Annotated in this window: 16 protein-coding genes and 2 tRNA genes; 9 read left to right on the top strand and 9 right to left on the bottom strand. The window is 38.8% G+C overall.

The window, feature by feature from the left end; all coding sequences use genetic code 11:
* Nucleotides 1–77: 77 nt before the first annotated feature.
* Nucleotides 78–728, top strand: a complete 651-nt coding sequence (locus tag V6256_RS09345) for a TetR family transcriptional regulator C-terminal domain-containing protein (protein WP_341597944.1) — start codon at nucleotides 78–80, stop codon at nucleotides 726–728.
* A 38-nt stretch (nucleotides 729–766) separates the two neighbouring features.
* Here the strand turns inward: V6256_RS09345 and V6256_RS09340 are convergent, their stop codons facing one another.
* A complete protein-coding gene (locus tag V6256_RS09340; protein WP_341597943.1) occupies nucleotides 767–1,996 on the bottom strand; it encodes a Zn-dependent hydrolase in 1,230 nt (409 codons plus the stop codon).
* Nucleotides 1,997–2,395: 399 nt separating this feature from the next.
* On the opposite strand from V6256_RS09340, the gene hydA reads away from it, so the two are divergent.
* Genes hydA through V6256_RS09315 form a run of 5 tightly spaced genes read left to right on the top strand, consistent with a single transcriptional unit; the run spans nucleotide 2,396 to nucleotide 7,640 of the window.
* Complete coding sequence (gene hydA, locus V6256_RS09335; protein WP_341597942.1) at nucleotides 2,396–3,835, top strand: dihydropyrimidinase; 1,440 nt, start codon at nucleotides 2,396–2,398, stop codon at nucleotides 3,833–3,835.
* A 58-nt stretch (nucleotides 3,836–3,893) separates the two neighbouring features.
* Nucleotides 3,894–4,736: an ABC transporter ATP-binding protein gene (locus V6256_RS09330; protein WP_341597941.1), complete on the top strand. Its 843-nt coding sequence runs from the start codon at nucleotides 3,894–3,896 to the stop codon at nucleotides 4,734–4,736.
* Nucleotides 4,737–4,762: 26 nt separating this feature from the next.
* The gene (locus V6256_RS09325; RefSeq protein ID WP_341597940.1) at nucleotides 4,763–5,635 is read left to right on the top strand and encodes an ABC transporter permease; all 873 of its coding nucleotides are present in this window, start codon (nucleotides 4,763–4,765) and stop codon (nucleotides 5,633–5,635) included.
* Complete coding sequence (locus tag V6256_RS09320; protein ID WP_341597939.1) at nucleotides 5,628–6,578, top strand: ABC transporter permease; 951 nt, start codon at nucleotides 5,628–5,630, stop codon at nucleotides 6,576–6,578. Before V6256_RS09325 ends, V6256_RS09320 begins: the two co-directional genes overlap by 8 nt.
* A gap of 60 nt (nucleotides 6,579–6,638) precedes the next feature.
* On the top strand, nucleotides 6,639–7,640 hold the full coding sequence (locus V6256_RS09315) for an ABC transporter substrate-binding protein (protein ID WP_341597938.1): 1,002 nt from the start codon (nucleotides 6,639–6,641) through the stop codon (nucleotides 7,638–7,640).
* A 326-nt stretch (nucleotides 7,641–7,966) separates the two neighbouring features.
* Here the strand turns inward: V6256_RS09315 and V6256_RS09310 are convergent, their stop codons facing one another.
* From V6256_RS09310 to V6256_RS09295, 4 genes are all read right to left on the bottom strand, one after another.
* On the bottom strand, nucleotides 7,967–8,803 hold the full coding sequence (locus V6256_RS09310) for a hypothetical protein (protein ID WP_341597937.1): 837 nt from the start codon (nucleotides 8,801–8,803) through the stop codon (nucleotides 7,967–7,969).
* Nucleotides 8,804–8,840: 37 nt separating this feature from the next.
* On the bottom strand, nucleotides 8,841–10,031 hold the full coding sequence (locus V6256_RS09305; RefSeq protein ID WP_341597936.1) for a serine hydrolase domain-containing protein: 1,191 nt from the start codon (nucleotides 10,029–10,031) through the stop codon (nucleotides 8,841–8,843).
* Nucleotides 10,032–10,236: 205 nt separating this feature from the next.
* Nucleotides 10,237–10,327, bottom strand: a tRNA-Ser gene (locus tag V6256_RS09300).
* 461 nt (nucleotides 10,328–10,788) lie between these two features.
* Nucleotides 10,789–10,879, bottom strand: a tRNA-Ser gene (locus tag V6256_RS09295).
* 214 nt (nucleotides 10,880–11,093) lie between these two features.
* On the opposite strand from V6256_RS09295, the gene V6256_RS09290 reads away from it, so the two are divergent.
* Nucleotides 11,094–13,055, top strand: a complete 1,962-nt coding sequence (locus V6256_RS09290; protein ID WP_341597935.1) for an exoribonuclease II — start codon at nucleotides 11,094–11,096, stop codon at nucleotides 13,053–13,055.
* A gap of 236 nt (nucleotides 13,056–13,291) precedes the next feature.
* Entirely contained in the window at nucleotides 13,292–15,535 is a 2,244-nt protein-coding gene (locus V6256_RS09285; protein ID WP_341597961.1) for a YgiQ family radical SAM protein, read from the top strand.
* A gap of 286 nt (nucleotides 15,536–15,821) precedes the next feature.
* Here the strand turns inward: V6256_RS09285 and recR are convergent, their stop codons facing one another.
* From recR to apbC, 4 genes are all read right to left on the bottom strand, one after another.
* Nucleotides 15,822–16,421 (bottom strand): recombination mediator RecR, encoded by a 600-nt coding sequence (gene recR / locus V6256_RS09280; RefSeq protein ID WP_341597934.1) that lies wholly within the window; start codon nucleotides 16,419–16,421, stop codon nucleotides 15,822–15,824.
* 35 nt (nucleotides 16,422–16,456) lie between these two features.
* The gene (locus tag V6256_RS09275) at nucleotides 16,457–16,603 is read right to left on the bottom strand and encodes a DUF2164 family protein (protein WP_341597933.1); all 147 of its coding nucleotides are present in this window, start codon (nucleotides 16,601–16,603) and stop codon (nucleotides 16,457–16,459) included.
* A gap of 139 nt (nucleotides 16,604–16,742) precedes the next feature.
* Nucleotides 16,743–16,871, bottom strand: a complete 129-nt coding sequence (locus V6256_RS09270; RefSeq protein WP_341597932.1) for a DUF2164 family protein — start codon at nucleotides 16,869–16,871, stop codon at nucleotides 16,743–16,745.
* A gap of 32 nt (nucleotides 16,872–16,903) precedes the next feature.
* Nucleotides 16,904–17,989 carry an iron-sulfur cluster carrier protein ApbC gene (gene apbC, locus V6256_RS09265; RefSeq protein WP_341597931.1) on the bottom strand — a complete coding sequence of 362 codons (1,086 nt, stop codon included), beginning with the start codon at nucleotides 17,987–17,989 and terminating at the stop codon, nucleotides 16,904–16,906.
* Nucleotides 17,990–18,204: 215 nt separating this feature from the next.
* Here apbC and metG point away from each other — a divergent pair, with 215 nt between their 5' ends.
* On the top strand, nucleotides 18,205–20,265 hold the full coding sequence (metG, locus tag V6256_RS09260) for a methionine--tRNA ligase (RefSeq protein WP_341597930.1): 2,061 nt from the start codon (nucleotides 18,205–18,207) through the stop codon (nucleotides 20,263–20,265).
* The last annotated feature ends 175 nt before the right edge of the window (nucleotides 20,266–20,440 follow it).

Genomic DNA, 20,440 nt, shown 5'->3' with positions numbered 1-20,440 from the left:
TAGATTATTCTGATATATAAGAATAAATCATGCACCAGAAGATAGCGGTTGCGATATAAAAGTGCGGAGTGCCTACAATGAAGACAGTTAGAAAGGATCTCTTAAAACGTCGTAAGTCAGCAGATATTCGTAAAGAGAATTTACAATTAATCCTAACGGTAGCAGAGCAACGCTTTGCTGAGTTTGGTTATAACGGAACCACTATTTCATCGATTGCAGAGCAAGCGAAGCTGCCTAAGTCTAATATTCTTTATTACTTCAAAACAAAAGAAGTCTTATATAAAGAAGTACTAAGCCAAATACTAAAAATTTGGATGGTTGATATGGAAGAAATGACTGCAGATCAACACCCACGAGAGGCATTGCGCCATTATATTTTATTAAAAATAAAACAATCTAGGGACCACTCAAATGCATCACGTATTTTTGCTTCGGAGTTACTCCACGGTGCCCCTTTTCTACGAGAGAAACTACAAACAGATTTAAAAACACAATTTATAAAGACTTGCCAGGTCTTTAGAGAGTGGATAGCCAAGCAATGGATGAACCCGGTCAGCCCTGAACATTTGTTATTTATGATATGGTCTTCGACACAAGCTTATGCAGACTATGGTTTACAAAGTAGTATCTTAATGGGGAAAGAGGAGTTAGATGATGACGACTTTGAAACAGGCGCAGATTTATTAACCCATTTAGTATTAAGAGGTTGTGGAATTAAGCTATTGTAAATAAAAGACAATTGCTTAATTCCTTGGCATTCAATATGTTAAACCACCTCAGCCATGGTTAACATCGCATTTAATAATACAGAACAGCCCCCTTCACATTCTTCTTGGGTAGTACTCTCTATTTCATTATGACTAATACCGTTTAAACAAGGTGTGAAAACCATGCTAGTTGGTGCAAAATCCGAAACATAACAAGCATCATGACCAGCGCCAGCAATAATATCCATATGGCTATAACCAAGATCCTGTGTCGCTTTACGGACTGCTGCAATACAATCTTGGTTAAAGTGAATCGGCTCGTAATACCAAAAAGGATCCAATTCAATGTTGGGGCCACTCTCTTCAATTTCTTTAATTGCGGCTTTTAAATCAGCATCCATCGCCGAAAGCTCTTCATCAATAGGATGACGAAGGTCGATACTCATCGATATTTCACCTGGGATAGTGTTACGAGAATTAGGCATGACTTGCATAAATCCTACGGTACCGCAGCCTGGAGGATGTGCTTTTGCAATCTCTTCAACTTTTAATACTAATTTTGAACTAGCAATAAGTGCATCATTACGTAAATGCATCGGCGTTGTCCCTGCATGCGATTCTCGGCCTGTTAACACGGCGTTATACCAACGCTGACCTTGCCCTCCGGTCACAACCCCAACTTGCTTTTCTTCTGCTTCTAAATAAGGGCCTTGCTCAATATGCGTTTCAAAAAAAGCATGGAACTTGCGTCCGGTGACCGGTTCATCACCAGCAAAGCCTATTCGCGCTAACTCATCACCCAAGCGTAAACCATCAACATCTTTACTATCCAGTATTTCCTCTAAAGAAAAACGTCCTGAAACAACGCCGGAGCCCATCATTGCAGGTGCAAAACGAGAACCTTCTTCATTTGTCCAGACAGAGATCTCTATAGGATGTTTAGTTTTGATATCATTGTCATTCATTGTACGCACCGCTTCTAAAGCAGCGAGCACCCCATATACCCCATCAAACTTCCCACCTGTTGGTTGAGTATCAAGGTGACTACCTGAGCCTACTGGTGGCAAACTCATATCTTCACCAGGTCGGGTACACATAATGTTACCAACGGCATCTACTTTTACAGTACATCCAGCTTCTTCAGCCCACTTAATATAAAGCTCACGTCCTTGTTTATCCAAATCAGTTGCCGCCAAACGACAACAGCCGCCCTTCTCTGTGCCGCCAATTTTAGCCATCTCCATCAAACTGTCCCATAGACGATCGCTATTTACTTTTAAAGCTTCCATGATTGACTCCATTAAATATTAAATTGATTGATATGATGAATACATATAAAGCAATGCAATATACTGACCAACTGGACAGGAACATGTAAATTATTTTAACCCACCTATATATAGGGACTTATCAAACAAAATCAGCATATATGTTCAAATAAAAAACAACAAACGCTCAAGTATTGCGCACCACGATAGTGATTTATCGCACTGCAATTGCTCAAAGTCACACAAAAACACCTCAACACAATTAAGAAGCCAGGTAATTAACACCAAGCTAAGATCAGGGTTTTAGCCCTTTAAAGGAAAAAAGCAGTCCAGTTGGTCAACAAGTTGTATATTGGCTTGGTAATTGCAATCCCTTAACTAACTGACAATAAAATTACTAACACCAAGGAGATAATCACAATGAGTTTATTAATAAAAGGTGGCAAATTGGTCAATGCAGACCAGAGCATCATGGCAGATGTATATTGTGAAAATGGTTTAATCAAAGCAATAGGTCATGATCTGGATGTTCCATCTGATGCAGAGGTGATTGATGCGACGGGTAAATTAGTCATGCCAGGCGGCATTGACCCGCACACACATATGCAATTGCCATTCATGGGAACAGTTGCAAGTGAAGACTTTTATTCTGGTACTTCCGCTGGTTTAGCTGGCGGAACTACAATGATTATCGACTTTGTTATTCCAAGTCCTCAGCAACCTTTAATGGAAGCCTTTAATACTTGGAAAGAATGGGCATCTCGCTCTGTGGCTGATTACTCTTTTCATGTAGCTGTTACTTGGTGGGATGAATCTGTCTCTCAAGATATGGCAACACTAGTCGAACAAGAAGGCGTCAACAGCTTCAAACACTTTATGGCCTACAAAAATGCGATCATGGCGGAAGATGAAACCCTCGTAAATAGTTTTAGCCGCTGTTTAGAATTAGGCGCAATGCCAACAGTGCATGCCGAAAACGGCGAGTTAGTACATCATTTACAACAAAAAATGCTCAGCGCAGGTATTACAGGCCCAGAGGCTCATCCTCAATCTAGACCACCTGAAGTAGAAGGCGAAGCCTCAAACCGAGCGATCCGAATTGCACAGTCAATTGGTATCCCTTTGTACTTAGTTCATGTTTCCTGTAAAGAGGCAATTGATGAAATTGCGCGAGCAAAATCCGAAGGGCAACGTGTCTATGGTGAGTGTTTAGCTGGCCACTTAGAGTTAGATGATAGCGTTTATAAAAATCCTGACTGGGCAACGGCAGCCGCTCATGTGATGAGCCCACCGTTTAGACCTAAAGGACACCAAGAAGCTTTATGGAAAGCATTACAAGGTGGCACAGTGCAAACAACAGCAACCGATCATTGTTGTTTCTGTGAAGATCAAAAAGCCATGGGGAAAGATAATTTTACACAGATACCTAACGGTACTGCGGGCGTTGAAGACAGATTAATGGTGCTCTGGGATTCTGGCGTTAATAAAGGTCGTCTGACAGAAAATGAATTTGTTGCTGTGACATCAACAAATACAGCAAAAATATTCAATATTTATCCTCAAAAAGGGGCTATTGCTGTTGGCTCTGATGCTGATTTAGTGATTTGGGATAGTACAAAAGAACATACTTTATCAGCGAAAACACATCACCAAAAAATTGACTTTAACATTTTTGAAGGACGGACTGTTAAAGGGAGCCCATGGATCACTATTAGCCAAGGTAATGTAGTCTTTAAAGATGGGAAATTAAATGTTGTAGAGGGTGCTGGACGATATATTAAACGCCCTGCTTTCCCGACCATATTTGATGCTGTTGAAAAATACAATGAAGAATATGGCCCCTATCAAGTTGAACGATAACCATAACAATAAAAGCAATACCTTATAGAGTGTCATGCACAAGGAAGAGAGAGGTCATATGCCAGTAGCACAACAACCAACAACATTGAGTAATAGCGATCAACTCGCGACAAAAAGTAAATCACAACGTGAAATGATTAATATCGATAACCTATCATTAATTTTTCCAAGTAAAGATGGTGATGTTCATGCGTTATCAGATATTAACTTAACGATTAAGAGCGGTGACTTTGTCTCTTTCATTGGCCCTTCTGGTTGCGGTAAAACAACCCTATTAAGGGTGATTGCAGATCTAGAACGACCAACTTCGGGGACCTTAAAAGTTAACGGCACCGATGCCGAAGATGCACGTTTAAATCGTTTATATGGGTATGTTTTCCAAGCCCCAGCGTTATTACCTTGGCGTAACATTGAACAAAACTGCGCGCTACCAATGGAAATATCTAAACAATCTAAAGAGCACCAGAGCAATCAAATAGATAAGTATCTAAAAATGGTTGGCCTACAAGACTTTCATAAAAAATTCCCTTGGCAGCTTTCTGGTGGCATGCAACAGCGTGCCTCAATCGCTCGCGCACTGTGCCTCAACCCAGACCTATTACTAATGGATGAGCCCTTTGGCGCATTGGATGAGATTACACGTGATCATATGAATATGGAGCTATTGAGGATTTGGAGTGAAACCCAAAAAACCGTGGTATTTGTCACTCACTCAATTGATGAAGCAGTATTGTTATCAACACATATTGTAGTGATGTCGCCTCGACCAGGTCGAATTATGAAAGTCATTGAAAGCCCATTACCAAGGCTAAAAACATTAGCACTTCGTGATCAACCTGAGTTCCATGCTCTTGCTAGTGAAATCCGTTCTGCTTTAGCGCACGAGCATGCTATCGATTAGAGTTCCGTCTAAAGGAGTAGACAATCATGAAGCAAAAAATAGTATCTTTTGTTGGTTTACTAACCATCATCATTGCAATTTGGTACCTGGCAGCATTAATTATGAACGGTAATCAATTAATTCATAATTTAGAACGCAAAAACCAAGATTGGACTTATTCACAAATAATATCTCAAGCTTATGAAGTGAAACGCCCTATGTTACCTGCCCCACATCAGGTGGCAGCGGAGCTTTCTAAATCAATTTTTGAACGTTCGATCACCTCAAAAAGATCGCTTATTTACCATGCGCAAATTACCCTGAATTCAACCTTGTTAGGTTTTATATTTGGCGCTATGTTAGGCATTTTAATTGCCATTGGCATTGTTCATAACAAAACATTGGAATCAAGCTTTATGCCTTGGGTTATCGCCTCACAAACGATACCAATTCTAGCAATTGCGCCAATGATAGTGGTTGTGTTGGGAGCGGTAAATATCACTGGCCTAATCCCTAAAGCGATTATTTCTATGTACCTTTCTTTTTTCCCCGTCACTATTGCCATGGTGAAAGGATTACGCTCTTCAGATAGATTACATGAAGAGTTAATGCATACCTACAGCGCCAGTGCTAAAGATGTATTTTGGAAGTTACGCTGGTATTCAGCACAGCCTTATTTGTTTGCCAGTCTAAAAGTGGCGATTGCCGCTGCATTGGTGGGTGCCATTGTCGCTGAGTTACCAACAGGGGCGCAAGGAGGGCTAGGTGCTCGTCTATTAAGTGGCTCTTATTACGGTCAAACAGAACAAATTTGGTCGGCATTAATTGTCGCCGCACTGCTTGGCTCTATTTTAGTGTGGCTAGTCGGTCTCGCCGAAAAAGTATTACTGCGCCGAAGAGGAGAGCTAACCAATGCCTAATACATTCAAAAACTTTATTTATACCGCATTAATCTTATTACAATTATTCTTGGTTAGTAGTAGTGATATTGGCTTTTATCAAAGCAATCCATTACTTATACTGCTTTTAATTGTCTCGCTTTATAGTATGGCTAAACTATTGGCGAAACTGACCACCATTGAAAATCAATACACAATAGTTAAACCGATAATCCCAAGCTTATTTGCATTTATGTTAGTACTGACTTGGGAGAGTATTATTAAAGGGTATGCTGTTTCTCCAGTTCTGATGCCGGCACCGAGTAACATCTTTGACGCCTTTATTAATAATATCCCGATGCTTTGGGCCGACTTTAAACAAACGTATTTAAAAGCGGTATTAGCGGGCTATGTTATTGGTTGTTTCTCCGGTTTTATCGTTGCGCAGTGGGCCGTTAAAAGCAAACTATTACGAGATGGGTTAATACCGTTAGGTAACTTTATGTCGGCTATTCCGATTGTAGGTATCGCCCCTATTATGGTGATGTGGTTTGGTTTTGATTGGCAATCAAAAGCCGCAGTGATCGTGATCATGACCTTCTTCCCTATGTTCATTAATACGTTAACCGGATTACAGTCAACGGATGCACTACATAAAGATTTAATGCATACCTACGCGGCTAAAAAGTCACAGATTTTCTTCAAAAACCAATTACCCCATGCACTGCCTTTTATCTTTAATGCATTAAAGCTGAACTCGGCTTTAGCTTTAATCGGTGCGATTGTTGCAGAATTTTTTGGGACGCCAATTGTTGGCATGGGATTCAGAATTTCGACTGAGGTAGGTCGAATGAATATGGACTTAGTATGGGCAACGATTGTTGTTGCAGGTATTGCAGGTTCATTAAGTTATGGGGCGCTTGCCTTATTAGAAAGATCATTACTGTTTTGGCACCCGTCATACCGAGGAGGAAGAAGCAGTTAATAAGACCTAAAACCGTAAGATGTGCATAACCAACTTTATCAATAGAAAAAGGACAATACTATGAAAAAGACATTATTAACCATCGCAACCAGTGCAACGCTATTAGCGTCAAGCTTTAGCCTTAGTGCAGCAGAGAAAATGACATTGCAATTAAAATGGGTTACACAGGCACAATTTGCGGGCTACTACGCCGCGTTAGAAAATGGCTTCTATAAGGATGAAGGCATTGATTTAACAATTAAACCGGGCGGCCCAGATATCGCCCCTGCCCAAGTTTTAGCTGGCGGCGGTGCAGATGTGATTGTCGACTGGCTACCTTCTGCTCTAGCCACACGTGAAAAAGGATTACCTTTAGTTAACATTGCTCAGGTATATGAAAAATCTGGAATGATGTTAACTTGTTTAAAATCAAGCGAGATCAAAACCTCTGATGACTTTAAAGGCAAAACATTGGGCGTCTGGTTCTTTGGTAATGAATACCCTTTCTTAAGTTGGATGTCTAAATTAAATTACCCAACAACTGGTGGTGAAGATGGTGTCACAGTCCTTAAACAAGGCTTTAATGTTGACCCTATTTTCCAAGGCCAAGCTGACTGTGTTTCTACTATGACTTATAATGAATATGGTCAAATTATGGATGGTGGCTTAACACCAGAAGAGCTTGTGTTATTTAAATATGAGGATGAAGGCGTAGCAACACTAGAAGATGGATTATACGTTTTAGAGGAAGATTTAGCTGATGATAAAAAAGTTGAGTCTTATGCTAAGTTTCTAAAAGCCTCATTGAAAGGTTGGAAATGGGCAGCAGAAAACCCTAAAGAAGCAGCAATGATCGTTCTAGAGTACGATGATACTGGCGCGCAAACAGAGCATCATCAAACACGTATGATGACCGAAGTTGCAAAATTACTGGGTAAAGGCGAAGGCCTTGGTTACTTAGATCCTAACGCTTATCAACGTACTGTTGATATTTTATTAGGCAGTGACTCAGCACCAGTGATCACTAAAGAACCAGTAGGTGCATACTCACACGTAGTGTTTGAAAAGTATAAAGAGCTTTAATACGTTAATGCCGCTTAAAATAATTAAGTAGATTAAATTAACACCGAATGCCCAGCATTCGGTGTTTTTATATTCGCTTTACCACTCTATTTTCTCTTCGCTTAGCAGTTGAATGCAGCTTCTATCTTGAAGAATTAAATCTATGCGAAAATAGCTCAGCATAATCATCAAAGAAGTCATCACAATGCTTTGTATGAAATGAGTAACTCCTTAGCAATTATGTGCAAGTAAAGATTAAATCAAATCATTAATTAAGCGCAGTCCAATTATTAGCAATCAATAACATAGCCTGAACTGCAATAAAGTAACCAGCCCTTAATTTATCTCTATTCTTTTTCCAGTTTTCTAAAATATGCAAACAACATAAGTGTGGCTTTATATAAGGTCCATAATAGAGCTATAGGTAAAATAATTGTTTGTAGAATAAAGATAGCTATCAAATGTAAAATATCTTCTAACGCTTCTGTGACGGCTTCGGTCAACACTTTAATACTTTCCATTTTACTTGCAACTGAATCAGAAACAGCTGAAAACTTGCGTTTCAAGGAGTCTAATATTCCCTCTTCCTCGGGGATATTTTGTGTATCAAGCTTTAGGTTTTCATAATCAGTGGCAATGGGTGACATTTGAATATTATGAATAGACTGTTGTTTACTTTCCTCAATAAACGCTTCTTCTATTAGGTAATTTGTTAATAGTACAAACACAAATTCAAAACGCACAAACAAAACAATACACAATGATTGGGTTAATAAAGTTGCTGGCTTACCTTTGCTTCTCCACAATGAAAATAAATAGATAAAAGCCACTATTGCAAACGCTACCGTCGCCAACTGTGAACCTAATATCGCTAATAATAATTTCTGAATTCCTAATGAGGTAATCGCCATCATCACCACCCAAGAAAAACGCTCAATCAAATCATCTAAGGGATCTAATGCGGCACCAGGAGTTGCATTTACGCCTGCTCCAACACTAATGGAAAACTCAATCTCTTTTACCACGGAAATACCAGAGTTAATGGCTCGTGCAGCACCATAAGTGAGCAGTGCAGAAACAATATTCTCTTCAATATAATTTTCAGCATATTTATCAAGAGGACGAAATACCGATAATAATAATGCAATAATTAACAGCCCACTCATGGCAACTTTTTTATTCATAAGATCTTTCCATCAACTTTTTAAATCAGAGATTAATTTACTGACCTGTATAATATTGGGCAATGGCATCTGCTGCAGCTTGATAATTTTTATGGTATTCAGTCGCCACAGCAGCAGAGGCATTACTTTGAATAGCAATCACGAGATCGCTTTTGGGATGCACATAAATCATTTGTCCAAAGATACCAGCGGCAGCATAAGCACCGTCTTTTTTAATCCACCATTGGTAACCATAATGGGGCTCCACACTAGAAGCGGCCGTTGCCATCTCCATCCACCCAGCTGGTAAAATATTTTCACCTGAAGGCAGCTCTCCTTTACGTTTAGCAAATATACCAAGGCGAGCATAGTCACGTAATGTTGCACTAATACAACATCCTCCGGTTTCCTGACCATCGACTTCATTCAGCATCCAATTTGCATCGTGCTCCATACCAAATTGCTTCCATATTTTAGCATTCATATAAGCTGTTGCGCTGTTACCAATCGCTGAGCGTAGGATTTCACCAATCAAATTTGCCTCAGCAGTATTATAATTAAAAACTTCTCCTGCTGGATGTACTCGCTTTAACTTACTCAGATAACGCGTCAATGCGACACCTTGCAAAGCCCCCGCTTTTGCAACATCTGACTCGGGATCTGAGTAATCTTCATTCCAGGCAATGCCTGATGCCATTTGTAAAATGTGTCGAATAGTTGACTTCCCGTAGTCACTTCCTTTTAAGCGTGGTAAATAATCTGCTACTGTATCGTCAAGACTAACGATGTAACCATCTTTGATGGCAGCGCCAATCAATGTTGCATTAAAGGATTTAGTTATAGAAAAAGAAACCCATACGCTTTCTGGCGAATGATCTTCGGCATAATGCTCCAATAAGATGTTATCGCCTTTAACAACAATCATGCCCATCAACTCTTTTTGTTGAAGCAACTCCTCTATGGAAAATGTTTTCCCCTCAACGCTGTAAGTTAATTTTTTAAGTGCGGGATCTGCGTGATCTTGTAGAGGGTATGGGTGTGAGGATGCAGGTAATAAACGAGTGGGAACCAGCTGATCAAAATGAGTAAACGCAATGCGCCTATCTTGATCGTTTAAAAATAAAATATTCTCCGTCAACTTACCTGCTGGCATACGTTTGATTAAGGCTTCGACAGATTGCTCAGAAGCTGCCAACATTGGCGATAAGGTAAGAGCAAGCAAAAGTAATGGGTGTATCAACCTTTTCATATTTTATCCTTAAATGAATGGTGTTTTGGTGATTTTAAGAGGCTAGACAATTAATACAACTTGAAAACCAAGTAGCCTAAATAAAAATCAGGTCGTTTTGATATTTCATTATTGTATGTAAGTAGAAAAAATAGCAAGAAAAGTAACAGTAGGTATAGCAGATACAAAAAAGGGCCTCTCAAATGAGAAGCCCTTTTTCTAAATGTGGCGGAGGAGGAGAGATTTGAACTCTCGGAGAGCTATTAACCCTCGCTGGTTTTCAAGACCAGTGCATTCAGCCGCTCTGCCACCCCTCCGCAGAACGAGGCGTATATTATACAGCTAAAAATAAAAGCCAAGCTTTTTTTTACATTATGCAATCAAGTGCTTCATTTATAATCACTTTGTTGAAAAACAAATCATTTATGGATTAAAAACACAGACTTCATTTTGATAAAGTAAAAACAACAAAGCAGAAACACGGTAATATAAAAATAAACACATGATAAAAATAAAGACATGCCAAAAAATATTTACAGAGATTAAAAATGAAATGAGCTATAAAAATAGAAGAGGATTGTTTGTATAGAGGTCGGCATGATTAGCGATTATTTTTATGATTAATAATATAAAAACAATAAGCGAAGATAAATTGATTTCAATAGGAACTAAGTCTAGCGACTTAAAAAAGCATCATGAAGCGTTTAACAACCGCAATAAGAAAATAATCTTTTAAAACGAAAAAAGGCTTCTCAATGAGAAGCCTTTTTTCTAAATGTGGCGGAGGAGGAGAGATTTGAACTCTCGGAGAGCTATTAACCCTCGCTGGTTTTCAAGACCAGTGCATTCAGCCGCTCTGCCACCCCTCCGCAGAACGAGGCGTATAATAAACAAATTAAGAAAAAAGCCAAGCCTTTTTTTCATTTATTTTAAATTATTTTTAAATTAAGTGATTTTTTCAAATATCAGCAGTTCAACCTTTAATTAAAAGCCAATCACCTTTACTATCCCATCACAAGTTAATCAATATTAACGCTTTTGTTGTTTTTAAGCGTTTTAGTTATCCATTGAAGGTTTCACAGCATGTTTCAAGACAATCCATTATTAAACCAACTTAAACAAACAATGAAGGCCAATACGCCAAAGCGGACCGGTATTGTTAAAGCATCTGATCGTGGATTTGGCTTTCTAGAGACCGATAAAGGTAAACGCTTTTTTATCGCACCCAGTGAGATGAAAAAGGTACTACACGGGGATCGTATAAGTGCAACAATTCAGGAAAACGGTGATAAGTCATCTGCAGAGCCAGTCGAATTAAAGCAAACAGAGATCACTGATTTTGTAGCCCAAATATCAATCAGTCCTAAACGCGTATCGATTAAAGCAAACAACCCTCTTATCCAAGGTTTCTTTAAAATTAAAGGAGCAATGCAACTAGCCAACAAAGGTTACCATGATGGGGATTGGGTTAATGTAAAGTTATTAACTCACGCATTAGAGGGCAATGGCTTTCTAGTTGAAGTGACTGAAAAAATTGCTGAGCATAATGACCCATTTGCCTACCGTTTGATCGCAGTTGCTAATCATAAGCTTCCTAATAAAGCCCCTGAATTTGATCACCCATGGCAAGTAACCGACCCTGAGCTTGAGCGCAAAGATCTTACTAAAGTGCCTTTCTTCACTATTGATGGTGTTAATACTCAAGATATGGATGATGCCTTATTTGTCGAGGAGAACCCTCAAGGCTGGACATTAACCGTTGCTATTTCAGACCCTTCGGCTTACGTCCCTGAAATGACCGATTTAGATAAAGAGGCTTATAAACGTTCATTTACTCTTTATCTTCCGAACTTTAATGTACCAATGTTACCACGTGACTTAAGTGACAGTCTCTGTTCACTAAAAGAAGGTGAAAAAAGAGCCACTATTTGTTGTTCAATACAAATTGCAAGCAATGGCGAAATTATAGGTGAGCCTGAGTTTTTTGCGGCTTGGATAAAATCCCACTACCGCCTTAACTATCATGATGTTTCCAATTTTCTTGAAAATGAAGAATTGAATGAACAACAGTGGAAGCCTAATAAAGAGTTGAGTCAGCTTTTACATACTTTAGATAACGCGACTGAGGTTCGTCACCAATGGCGCTGTAAAAATACCATTGTGATGAAAAATCAACCTGATTACACATTAAAGCTAAATAATAAAGGAGAGGTTTACGAAATTCTCTGCGAACCTCGCCGCACAGCCAATCGCTTAGTTGAAGAGTCGATGATTGTAGCCAATGTATGCGCTGGTGATTTTTTAGCAAAACACAAGAAACAAGGTGTATTTAATGTTCATTCTGGTATTGCTTCTGACCGCTTAGAAAAAGCAGTTAAGTTACTAGCAGATTATAACATTAAAACCGACTCGGCATCGCTTGCTACCTTATCGGGTTATGTTGCTATGCGTCAACAAGTTGCATTACTAAATAATGCCTACTTAGACCATCGTCTACGCCGTTTACTTTCTTATGCGGACACTTCAGCAGCCCCAGCACCACACTTTACCATGGGCGTTAAGCATTACGCGACCTGGACGTCTCCTATTCGTAAATATGGCGATTTGATTAACCATCGTTTAATAAAGTCTGTTTTAACAAATCAACAAGCTACGCCTGTTGCAGCTGATATCGGCGTACATTTAAACGAAGCACGTAAAGCACAACGTATGGCTGAGCGCGATGTTAATAATCTACTTTATTGCAACTACTTAAAAGATCAGGAAGACGCGGACTGGCGCTATAAAGCAGAAATATTTGATATTGTTAAAGCCGGTTGTCGAGTACGTGTTCAAGAGAATGGAGCAACCTTCTTTATTCCAAATAGTTTACTCAGTAAACCAACCTCAGATAATAAGAAAGTAGAATGTTGTCGTGAAGAAGGTGTCGTTAAAGTGGCAGGTAATGTTGAACTACAACTAGGCGATGTTATTGATGTGATGCTATCTTCTGTGAAGCCTGAATCACGCCAATTAATTGCAAAACTTGCTGATCCACTTGCTTAATCCCCTCTTGCACAATGGTTAATCGATTGATTTTCAAGTTCAATTGATTAACCCGCTTGTTTGTTAACGACAAGAAGCGACTTTATTAAAGTGTATGGTACAATACACACAATTTAACATTCCAATACTAGAGATTATTTTTCTTGAAGCCAATAACTACCCCCAAAGATCGCGATTTATTTTCATACCCAAAATACAGAGATGACTCTTCCTTTAAGGCAGCTCCGTTTTTACCTATGTCTCGTAAAGAGATGAAGCAACTTGGCTGGGATAGTTGCGATATTATCTTAGTAACCGGTGATGCTTATGTTGATCACCCTAGTTTCGGAATGGCAGTGATCGGCCGTATGCTTGAAGTACAAGGCTTCAGAGTAGGTATTATCGCGCAACCTGATTGGCATTCAAAAGATGCATTTATGCAGTTAGGCAAACCTAATTTATATTTTGGTGTGACTGCCGGTAATATGGACTCAATGATCAATCGTTATACCGCAGAAAGAAGACTACGACACGATGATGCTTACACACCAAATGATGAAGGTGGTAAACGCCCTGATCGTGCGGTGACGGCTTACACACAACGTTGTAAAGAAGCTTATAAAGGTGTACCAATCATTATTGGTGGTATTGAAGCGAGTTTACGCCGTATTGCCCATTATGATTATTGGTCAGACAAAGTCCGTCAATCGGTATTATTCGATTCAAAAGCAGACCTGTTAATTTATGGTAATGCAGAACGCCCATTAATTGAAATTTCACATCGTATTGCACAAGGTGAAGACGTTAAAACCATTACCGATGTTCGCGGTAGTGCCTTTTTAACCAACAGTGCCCTGCCAGGTTGGACAGGTATCGATTCACGTAGCGTCGATAAGCCGGGAAAAATAGATCCAATCCCGAGTCCTTATCAAGACCTAACAGAGAAGTGTGATACAGCAAAAGATGAAGACGTTGTTGATGAAGCATCAGATGTGACAAAAACAGCACAAGTTATTCAGATGACGCCGCACAAAAGCACGCCGCAAGAAGAGCGTGAAAAAAGGTGGATCGAAAAAGCGAAAGCGTGGTCAACAACCTATATTAACTTACCTACTTTCGAGCAAGTAAGAGATAATAAAATACTGTACGCACATGCATCGCGTATTTTCCATCAAGAAGTAAATCCAACTTCAGCTAAAGCATTAATGCAAAAGCATGGTAATCGCGCTATTTGGCTAAATCCGCCTGCGACGCCATTAGAAGAAAGTGAAATGGATGGTGTCTTTGGGTTACCTTATGCACGCGTTCCACATCCAAGTTACGGCGATGCAAAAATACCTGCTTATGACATGATAAAAACCTCTATCAATATCATGAGAGGATGTTTTGGTGGCTGTACTTTCTGTAGTATTACAGAGCATGAAGGCCGCATCATACAAAGTCGTTCACAAGAATCTATTATCAATGAAATTGAAGACATCAAGCTCAAAGTACCAGGGTTTACTGGCGTCATTTCAGATCTTGGTGGTCCAACAGCAAATATGTATAAGTTACGCTGTAAGAGTGAGAAAGCCGAAGCGACTTGTCGTAAACCTTCTTGTGTATGGCCAACTATTTGTGGTCACCTAGATACAGACCATACCCCAACAATAGAGCTTTACCGAGCAGCACGAAGAGTGCCTGGCATTAAAAAAGTATTGATTGCCTCAGGTGTACGTTATGACCTAGCCATTGAAGATCCAGATTACATTAAAGAATTGGCAACGCATCATGTTGGCGGTTATTTGAAAATAGCACCAGAACATACTGAAGAAGGCCCATTAAATAAAATGATGAAGCCTGGTATGGGCAGCTACGATAAATTTAAAGAGTTATTTGATCATTACTCTAAGGTAGCCGGTAAAAAACAATACTTGATCCCATACTTTATTTCAGCGCACCCTGGCACAACGGATATGGACATGATCAATCTAGCAATGTGGTTAAAAGAAAATAACTTTAAACTAGATCAAGTACAAAACTTTTATCCGTCGCCATTAGCAAATGCAACAACGCTATATCACACAGAAATCAATTCACTGCGTAATGTAAAACGAAATAGTGAATCAGTCTCCATTCCAAAGGGCACGATTCAACGTCGACTACATAAAGCGATATTGCGTTATCATGATCCGGCTAACTGGCCAATCATTCGCGAAGCCTTAATCAAAATGGGATTAGAAACCTTAATTGGTAGTAAAGCAACGTGTTTGGTACCAAAAGAAACGCGTAATGAAATGTTGGCTGCTAAAAAAGCGCGTCATAAAGGTAAAGCAGGTAAGCCAGGACAAATCGCATTAAGTAAAAACACTGGATTAGGTCAATTTAAAGCGACTAAACAAGCTGCTAAGAGTGGATTTAACACTAGTAAGCCTAAAGCTAAAGCCTCTGTAAAACCAAGAGGTAAAAATGCAGGGCCTAAAAAGTTTGTCACTAACACAGGCCCAAAAACTAAAAGATAGTTTTTATACCAATTATATTAAATAAGTGTTCTAAATTTTACGCAGAAAAAATGACTTAGTTTAAGGCGTAATTTGAGTTGAATAGTTGTTCTATTTGCGAAAATTACAACGAAGAAATAAGTTATTTTAACAAGTAAAATAGATCAGTTAATTAGTGTGATTGGTATTATTACGCTAATTGACCATAAAAAAAGCCAGACTCATATTATTGAATCTGGCTTTCTTATTTTATTCACTTGAATCTTGTAGCACTGAGTTTTCTATAACTCGGGGCTTGCTTAGCTTTTTATAGAAAAGAACGTCCTGTAAATGAATGTGATAAGGTCGTGCTATCAACAAACTCAAGCTCACCTCCCACAGGCACACCATGCGCAATGCGACTCACTTGAATTTCATATTTTCTCGCCATTTCAGCAATATAATAAGCCGTCGCCTCCCCTTCAACCGTAGGGTTGGTTGCTAAAATCACTTCGTTAATATTACCTTTTTGCATCTGTTGCTCTAATAGATTTAAACCTAATTGCTCAGGACCAACACCATCTAAAGGTGAAAGGTGCCCCATTAAAACAAAGTACGTCCCTGAAAATAAAGCGGTTTGCTCAATAGCCACAACATCAACGGGCATCTCTACAATACAAATTGCTCCGTTGTCGTTGCGCTTTTGATTACTACAAATAGAGCATAGATCTTCTTCAGTAAAAGTTCGACACTGCTGACAATGACCGATTTCAGTCACTGCTCGAGCTAATACATCACTTAATTTAAGTGCGCCATTACGATTTTTATCTAATAGATGATAAACCATACGCTGCGCTGATTTCGGGCCAACACTTGGTAAACATTGTAACGCCTGTGTTAATTCATCAATTAACGATCTATTTGACATAATTCTCTTCTTAAGGTGTAAATAATAAAATGTAATTAATCGAACTCTGTGATTTTCTCTAATTCGTAAAATGATTCTGTAATCGTATCGAGTTTATCATCTAATATCGCCCTCGCATCATTTAAACCTTGGTTATAATAATAGGGACCGACCTTTTCGCTGAAAAAGTCTAATAATACCAATCACACTAATTAACTGATCTATTTTACTTGTTAAAATAACTTATTTCTTCGTTGTAATTTTCGCAAATAGAACAACTATTTAACTCAAATTATGCCTTGAACTCAGTTATTTTTCCTGCGCAAAATTTAGATCACTTATTTAATATAATTGGTATAAAAACTCCGCATCAAACTGACCAATATCTTGGTCCAACTCTTTTTCAAAATATGTTTGTATAGCTTCAACAATCTCATTTTTTTGCTGTTCAGAAAATTTTATTGCTGCCATTGCGTGTCCCTACCAAGATGGTTTATTAACGACTATTTCACTTCTGTAATATTAATTTGTTCAATCGTTGCTTTTAAATTTTTATAAAGATTAATAGCCAGACTTTCTGCAATCGTCAGATATGGTGAAACTAAGTGAGAGTGCACATCGCGAGCAACTGTAGGATACCCAGTATCAGTATCTTCACGGTAACTTATGTGCAAAGGTAAGTCGCCCAAAAATGGAAGCCCCTGATTTTCAGCTAGTTTTTTACCACCGCCAGTACCAAAAATGGCTTCTTGATGACCACAACTAGCACAAGAGTAAACACTCATATTTTCAATTAACCCAGCAACATTCACATCTACTTTGTCAAACATAGTAATGCCTTTTTGCGCATCGATTAAAGCGACATCCTGTGGTGTTGTCACAACAATTGCACTGGTTAAAGCTACATTTTGTGACATGGTTAATTGAATATCACCAGTCCCTGGCGGCATATCAACAATTAAATAATCTAATGCTGGCCAGTCCGTTTCATTAAGCACCTGCTGCAGTGCTTTACTTGCCATTGGGCCGCGCCAAACCATCGCATCTTTATCTTCAATCAAAAAGCCAATGCTATTACAAACAATGCCATGAGCTGAAATAGGCTGTAATAACTTACCATCTACCGTTGTGGATTTGGTACTTTTTTCGCCTAACATGGTTGGCATAGACGGACCATAAATATCGGCATCTAATAACCCAACTTTGGCGCCATTTTTAGCCAATGCAATAGCAAGATTGACACTTACCGTTGATTTGCCCACACCTCCTTTACCTGAAGATACAGCAATAATGTTTTTGATATTATTATTACGCTTAGCCACTTTTTTATGTTCATAAGTCGGTACTTTATAACTGACCTTCCAAGATACCTCTTGGCCCAATAATGTTGTTAATTGTTGGGCACTATCTTGTTGCAACTGTGCTAACCAAGTTGGCGCATAAAACGGCAATGAAAGTGATATTTCAGTCCCTTTATTCGTCACTGTTAATCGAGACTGTAAGGTCAGTTTTTCAAATAACTCAGGCTCAATGAGTCGTGCTAAGCAATCTAGTACTTTTTGTTCATTGTTTTTTTTATTAAACAGCATCGGCGCTTCTCAACATAAAATTTAATGTTCCAGTCTATCAAAATAAAGAGATAAATCACCCTTAATAAAATCCAATTTTAATGAACTACATTTTAGAATATTGGCAATCCTGCTTTGATTATTCACTTATATAGATAAGAGTGGGATTTACGATGTTTTTTGGGTAGAATTGCAGGCTTAAAAAAATCCGCTTCGATTTAAGGAATATCAAATAAATGGCTAATCAAGATCGTAATATCCTTGTTACCTGCGCCCTTCCCTACGCAAATGGACCAATTCATTTAGGGCATATGCTTGAGCATATACAAGCCGACATCTGGGTTCGTTTCCAGCGCTTACGTAGTAATAACATTCATTTTGTTTGTGCTGATGATGCACATGGCACAGCCATTATGCTTAAAGCTCAAGAGATGGGCATCACACCAGAAGAATTAATTGCAGGTGTGCAAGCTGACCATGAAAAAGATTTTGAAGGCTTTAACATTAGCTTTGATAATTACCATTCAACGCACTCAGAAGAAAACAAAGCATTGTCTTCACAGATGTATATCGCCTTACGTGATAATGGTTATATTACTAAAAAAGTGGTTTCACAGTTATATGATCCAGAAAAAGAAATGTTTTTACCGGACCGTTTTGTAAAAGGAACGTGCCCTAAGTGTAAAGCAGAAGGTCAATACGGTGACAACTGTGATGTTTGTGGTGCAACTTATAGCCCTGCTGAAATGATCAATCCAAAATCAGTGGTTTCTGATGCAACGCCTGTGATGAAAGATACTGAAAATCTGTTTTTTGATGCGCCGCAATTCCAAGCGATGTTACAAGAATGGACAAAATCTGGTGCATTACAAGGCGAAGTCGCAAACAAATTAGGTGAATGGTTTGATAGTGGCTTAAAAGCTTGGGATATCACACGTGATGCCCCTTACTTTGGTTTTGAAATCCCAGATGCTCCAGGTAAATTCTTCTACGTATGGCTAGATGCTCCTATTGGCTACATGGGAAGCTTTAAAAATTTATGCGATCGTACTGATGGCCTAAACTTTGATGATTACTGGGCTAAAGACAGCGATGCTGAGCTATATCACTTCATTGGTAAAGACATTATTAATTTCCATGGTTTGTTCTGGCCTGCAATGTTAGAAGGTGCGGGTTTCCGTAAACCAACTGGCGTTAATGTTCATGGCTATGTAAGTGTAAACGGTGAAAAGATGTCTAAATCAAAAGGTACTTTCATCAAAGCAAGTACCTATTTAGAAAACTTAGACCCAGAATGTTTACGTTATTATTACGCAGCAAAATTAACGTCACGCGTTGATGATTTAGACTTTAACTTAGATGACTTCTCTCAACGTGTTAACTCTGATGTTGTTAATAAATTAGTTAACTTAGCATCTCGTACTGCTGGCTTTATTGCTAAAAAATACGAAGGTAAATTATCTTCAGAAGTCTCTGAGCCAGCACTATATCAAGAGTTTGTTGCTGCAGGCGATTCTATTGCAGAGCAATTTGAGAAGCGTGAATTTGCACGCGCTATTCGTGAAATTATGGCGCTAGCTGATATCGCTAATAAATATATCGATGAAAAAGCACCGTGGGCATTAGCGAAAGTAGAAGGTAAAGAAGCAGAAGTTCAAGATATCTGTTCAATGGGTATTAATCTGTTCCGTGTATTGATAACTTACCTCAAGCCAATTATGCCTAAGTTAACTGAGCGTAGTGAAGCTTTCTTAAATGAAACATTAACGTGGGACAGTATTAACACGCCATTAGCTGGTCACCAAATTAATAAGTTTAAAGCACTGTTCCAACGTATCGACCCTAAACACGTTGAAGCAATGGTTGAGTCTTCAAAAGCAAGTGCAGCAGCCGATGCAGCGGAAAAAGAAAAAGCTGCTGCGGCGACAAAAGCAGTAAGCCAAAGCGAATTAGATAAAGAGCCAATTGCACCTGAGATTGACTTTGATACTTTTGCCAAAACTGATTTACGTGTTGCCTTGATTGCCAAAGCAGAGCATGTGCCTAAAGCCAATAAGTTATTAAAATTAACATTAGATTTAGGCGGTGAAACTCGTACAGTATTTGCTGGCATCAAGTCGGCTTACAAACCTGAAGATTTGGAAGGTAAACTAACCGTTATGGTTGCTAACCTTGCTCCTCGTCAAATGAAATTTGGCTTATCAGAAGGTATGGTTTTAGCGGCAGGCCCTGGCGGAGAAGATATTCATATCTTAAACCCTGATTCAGGTGCAAAACCAGGTCAACGTATTATGTAATCTTATTGAGTAATGGCTCCGACTCATTACTCATATAGATTAAAAAAAGGCGCTAAATCTAATGATTTAGCGCCTTTTTTATCAGGATTATCTTATATCAATCTAATACCAATCACACTAATTATACCAATCACACTAATTAACTGATCTATTTTACTTGTTAAAATAACTTATT

The organism is Psychromonas aquatilis (assembly GCF_038155185.1).
In the GTDB taxonomy this organism is placed as follows: Bacteria; Pseudomonadota; Gammaproteobacteria; order Enterobacterales; family Psychromonadaceae; genus Psychromonas; species Psychromonas aquatilis.
This window is presented reverse-complemented; position numbering and strand designations above follow the sequence as displayed.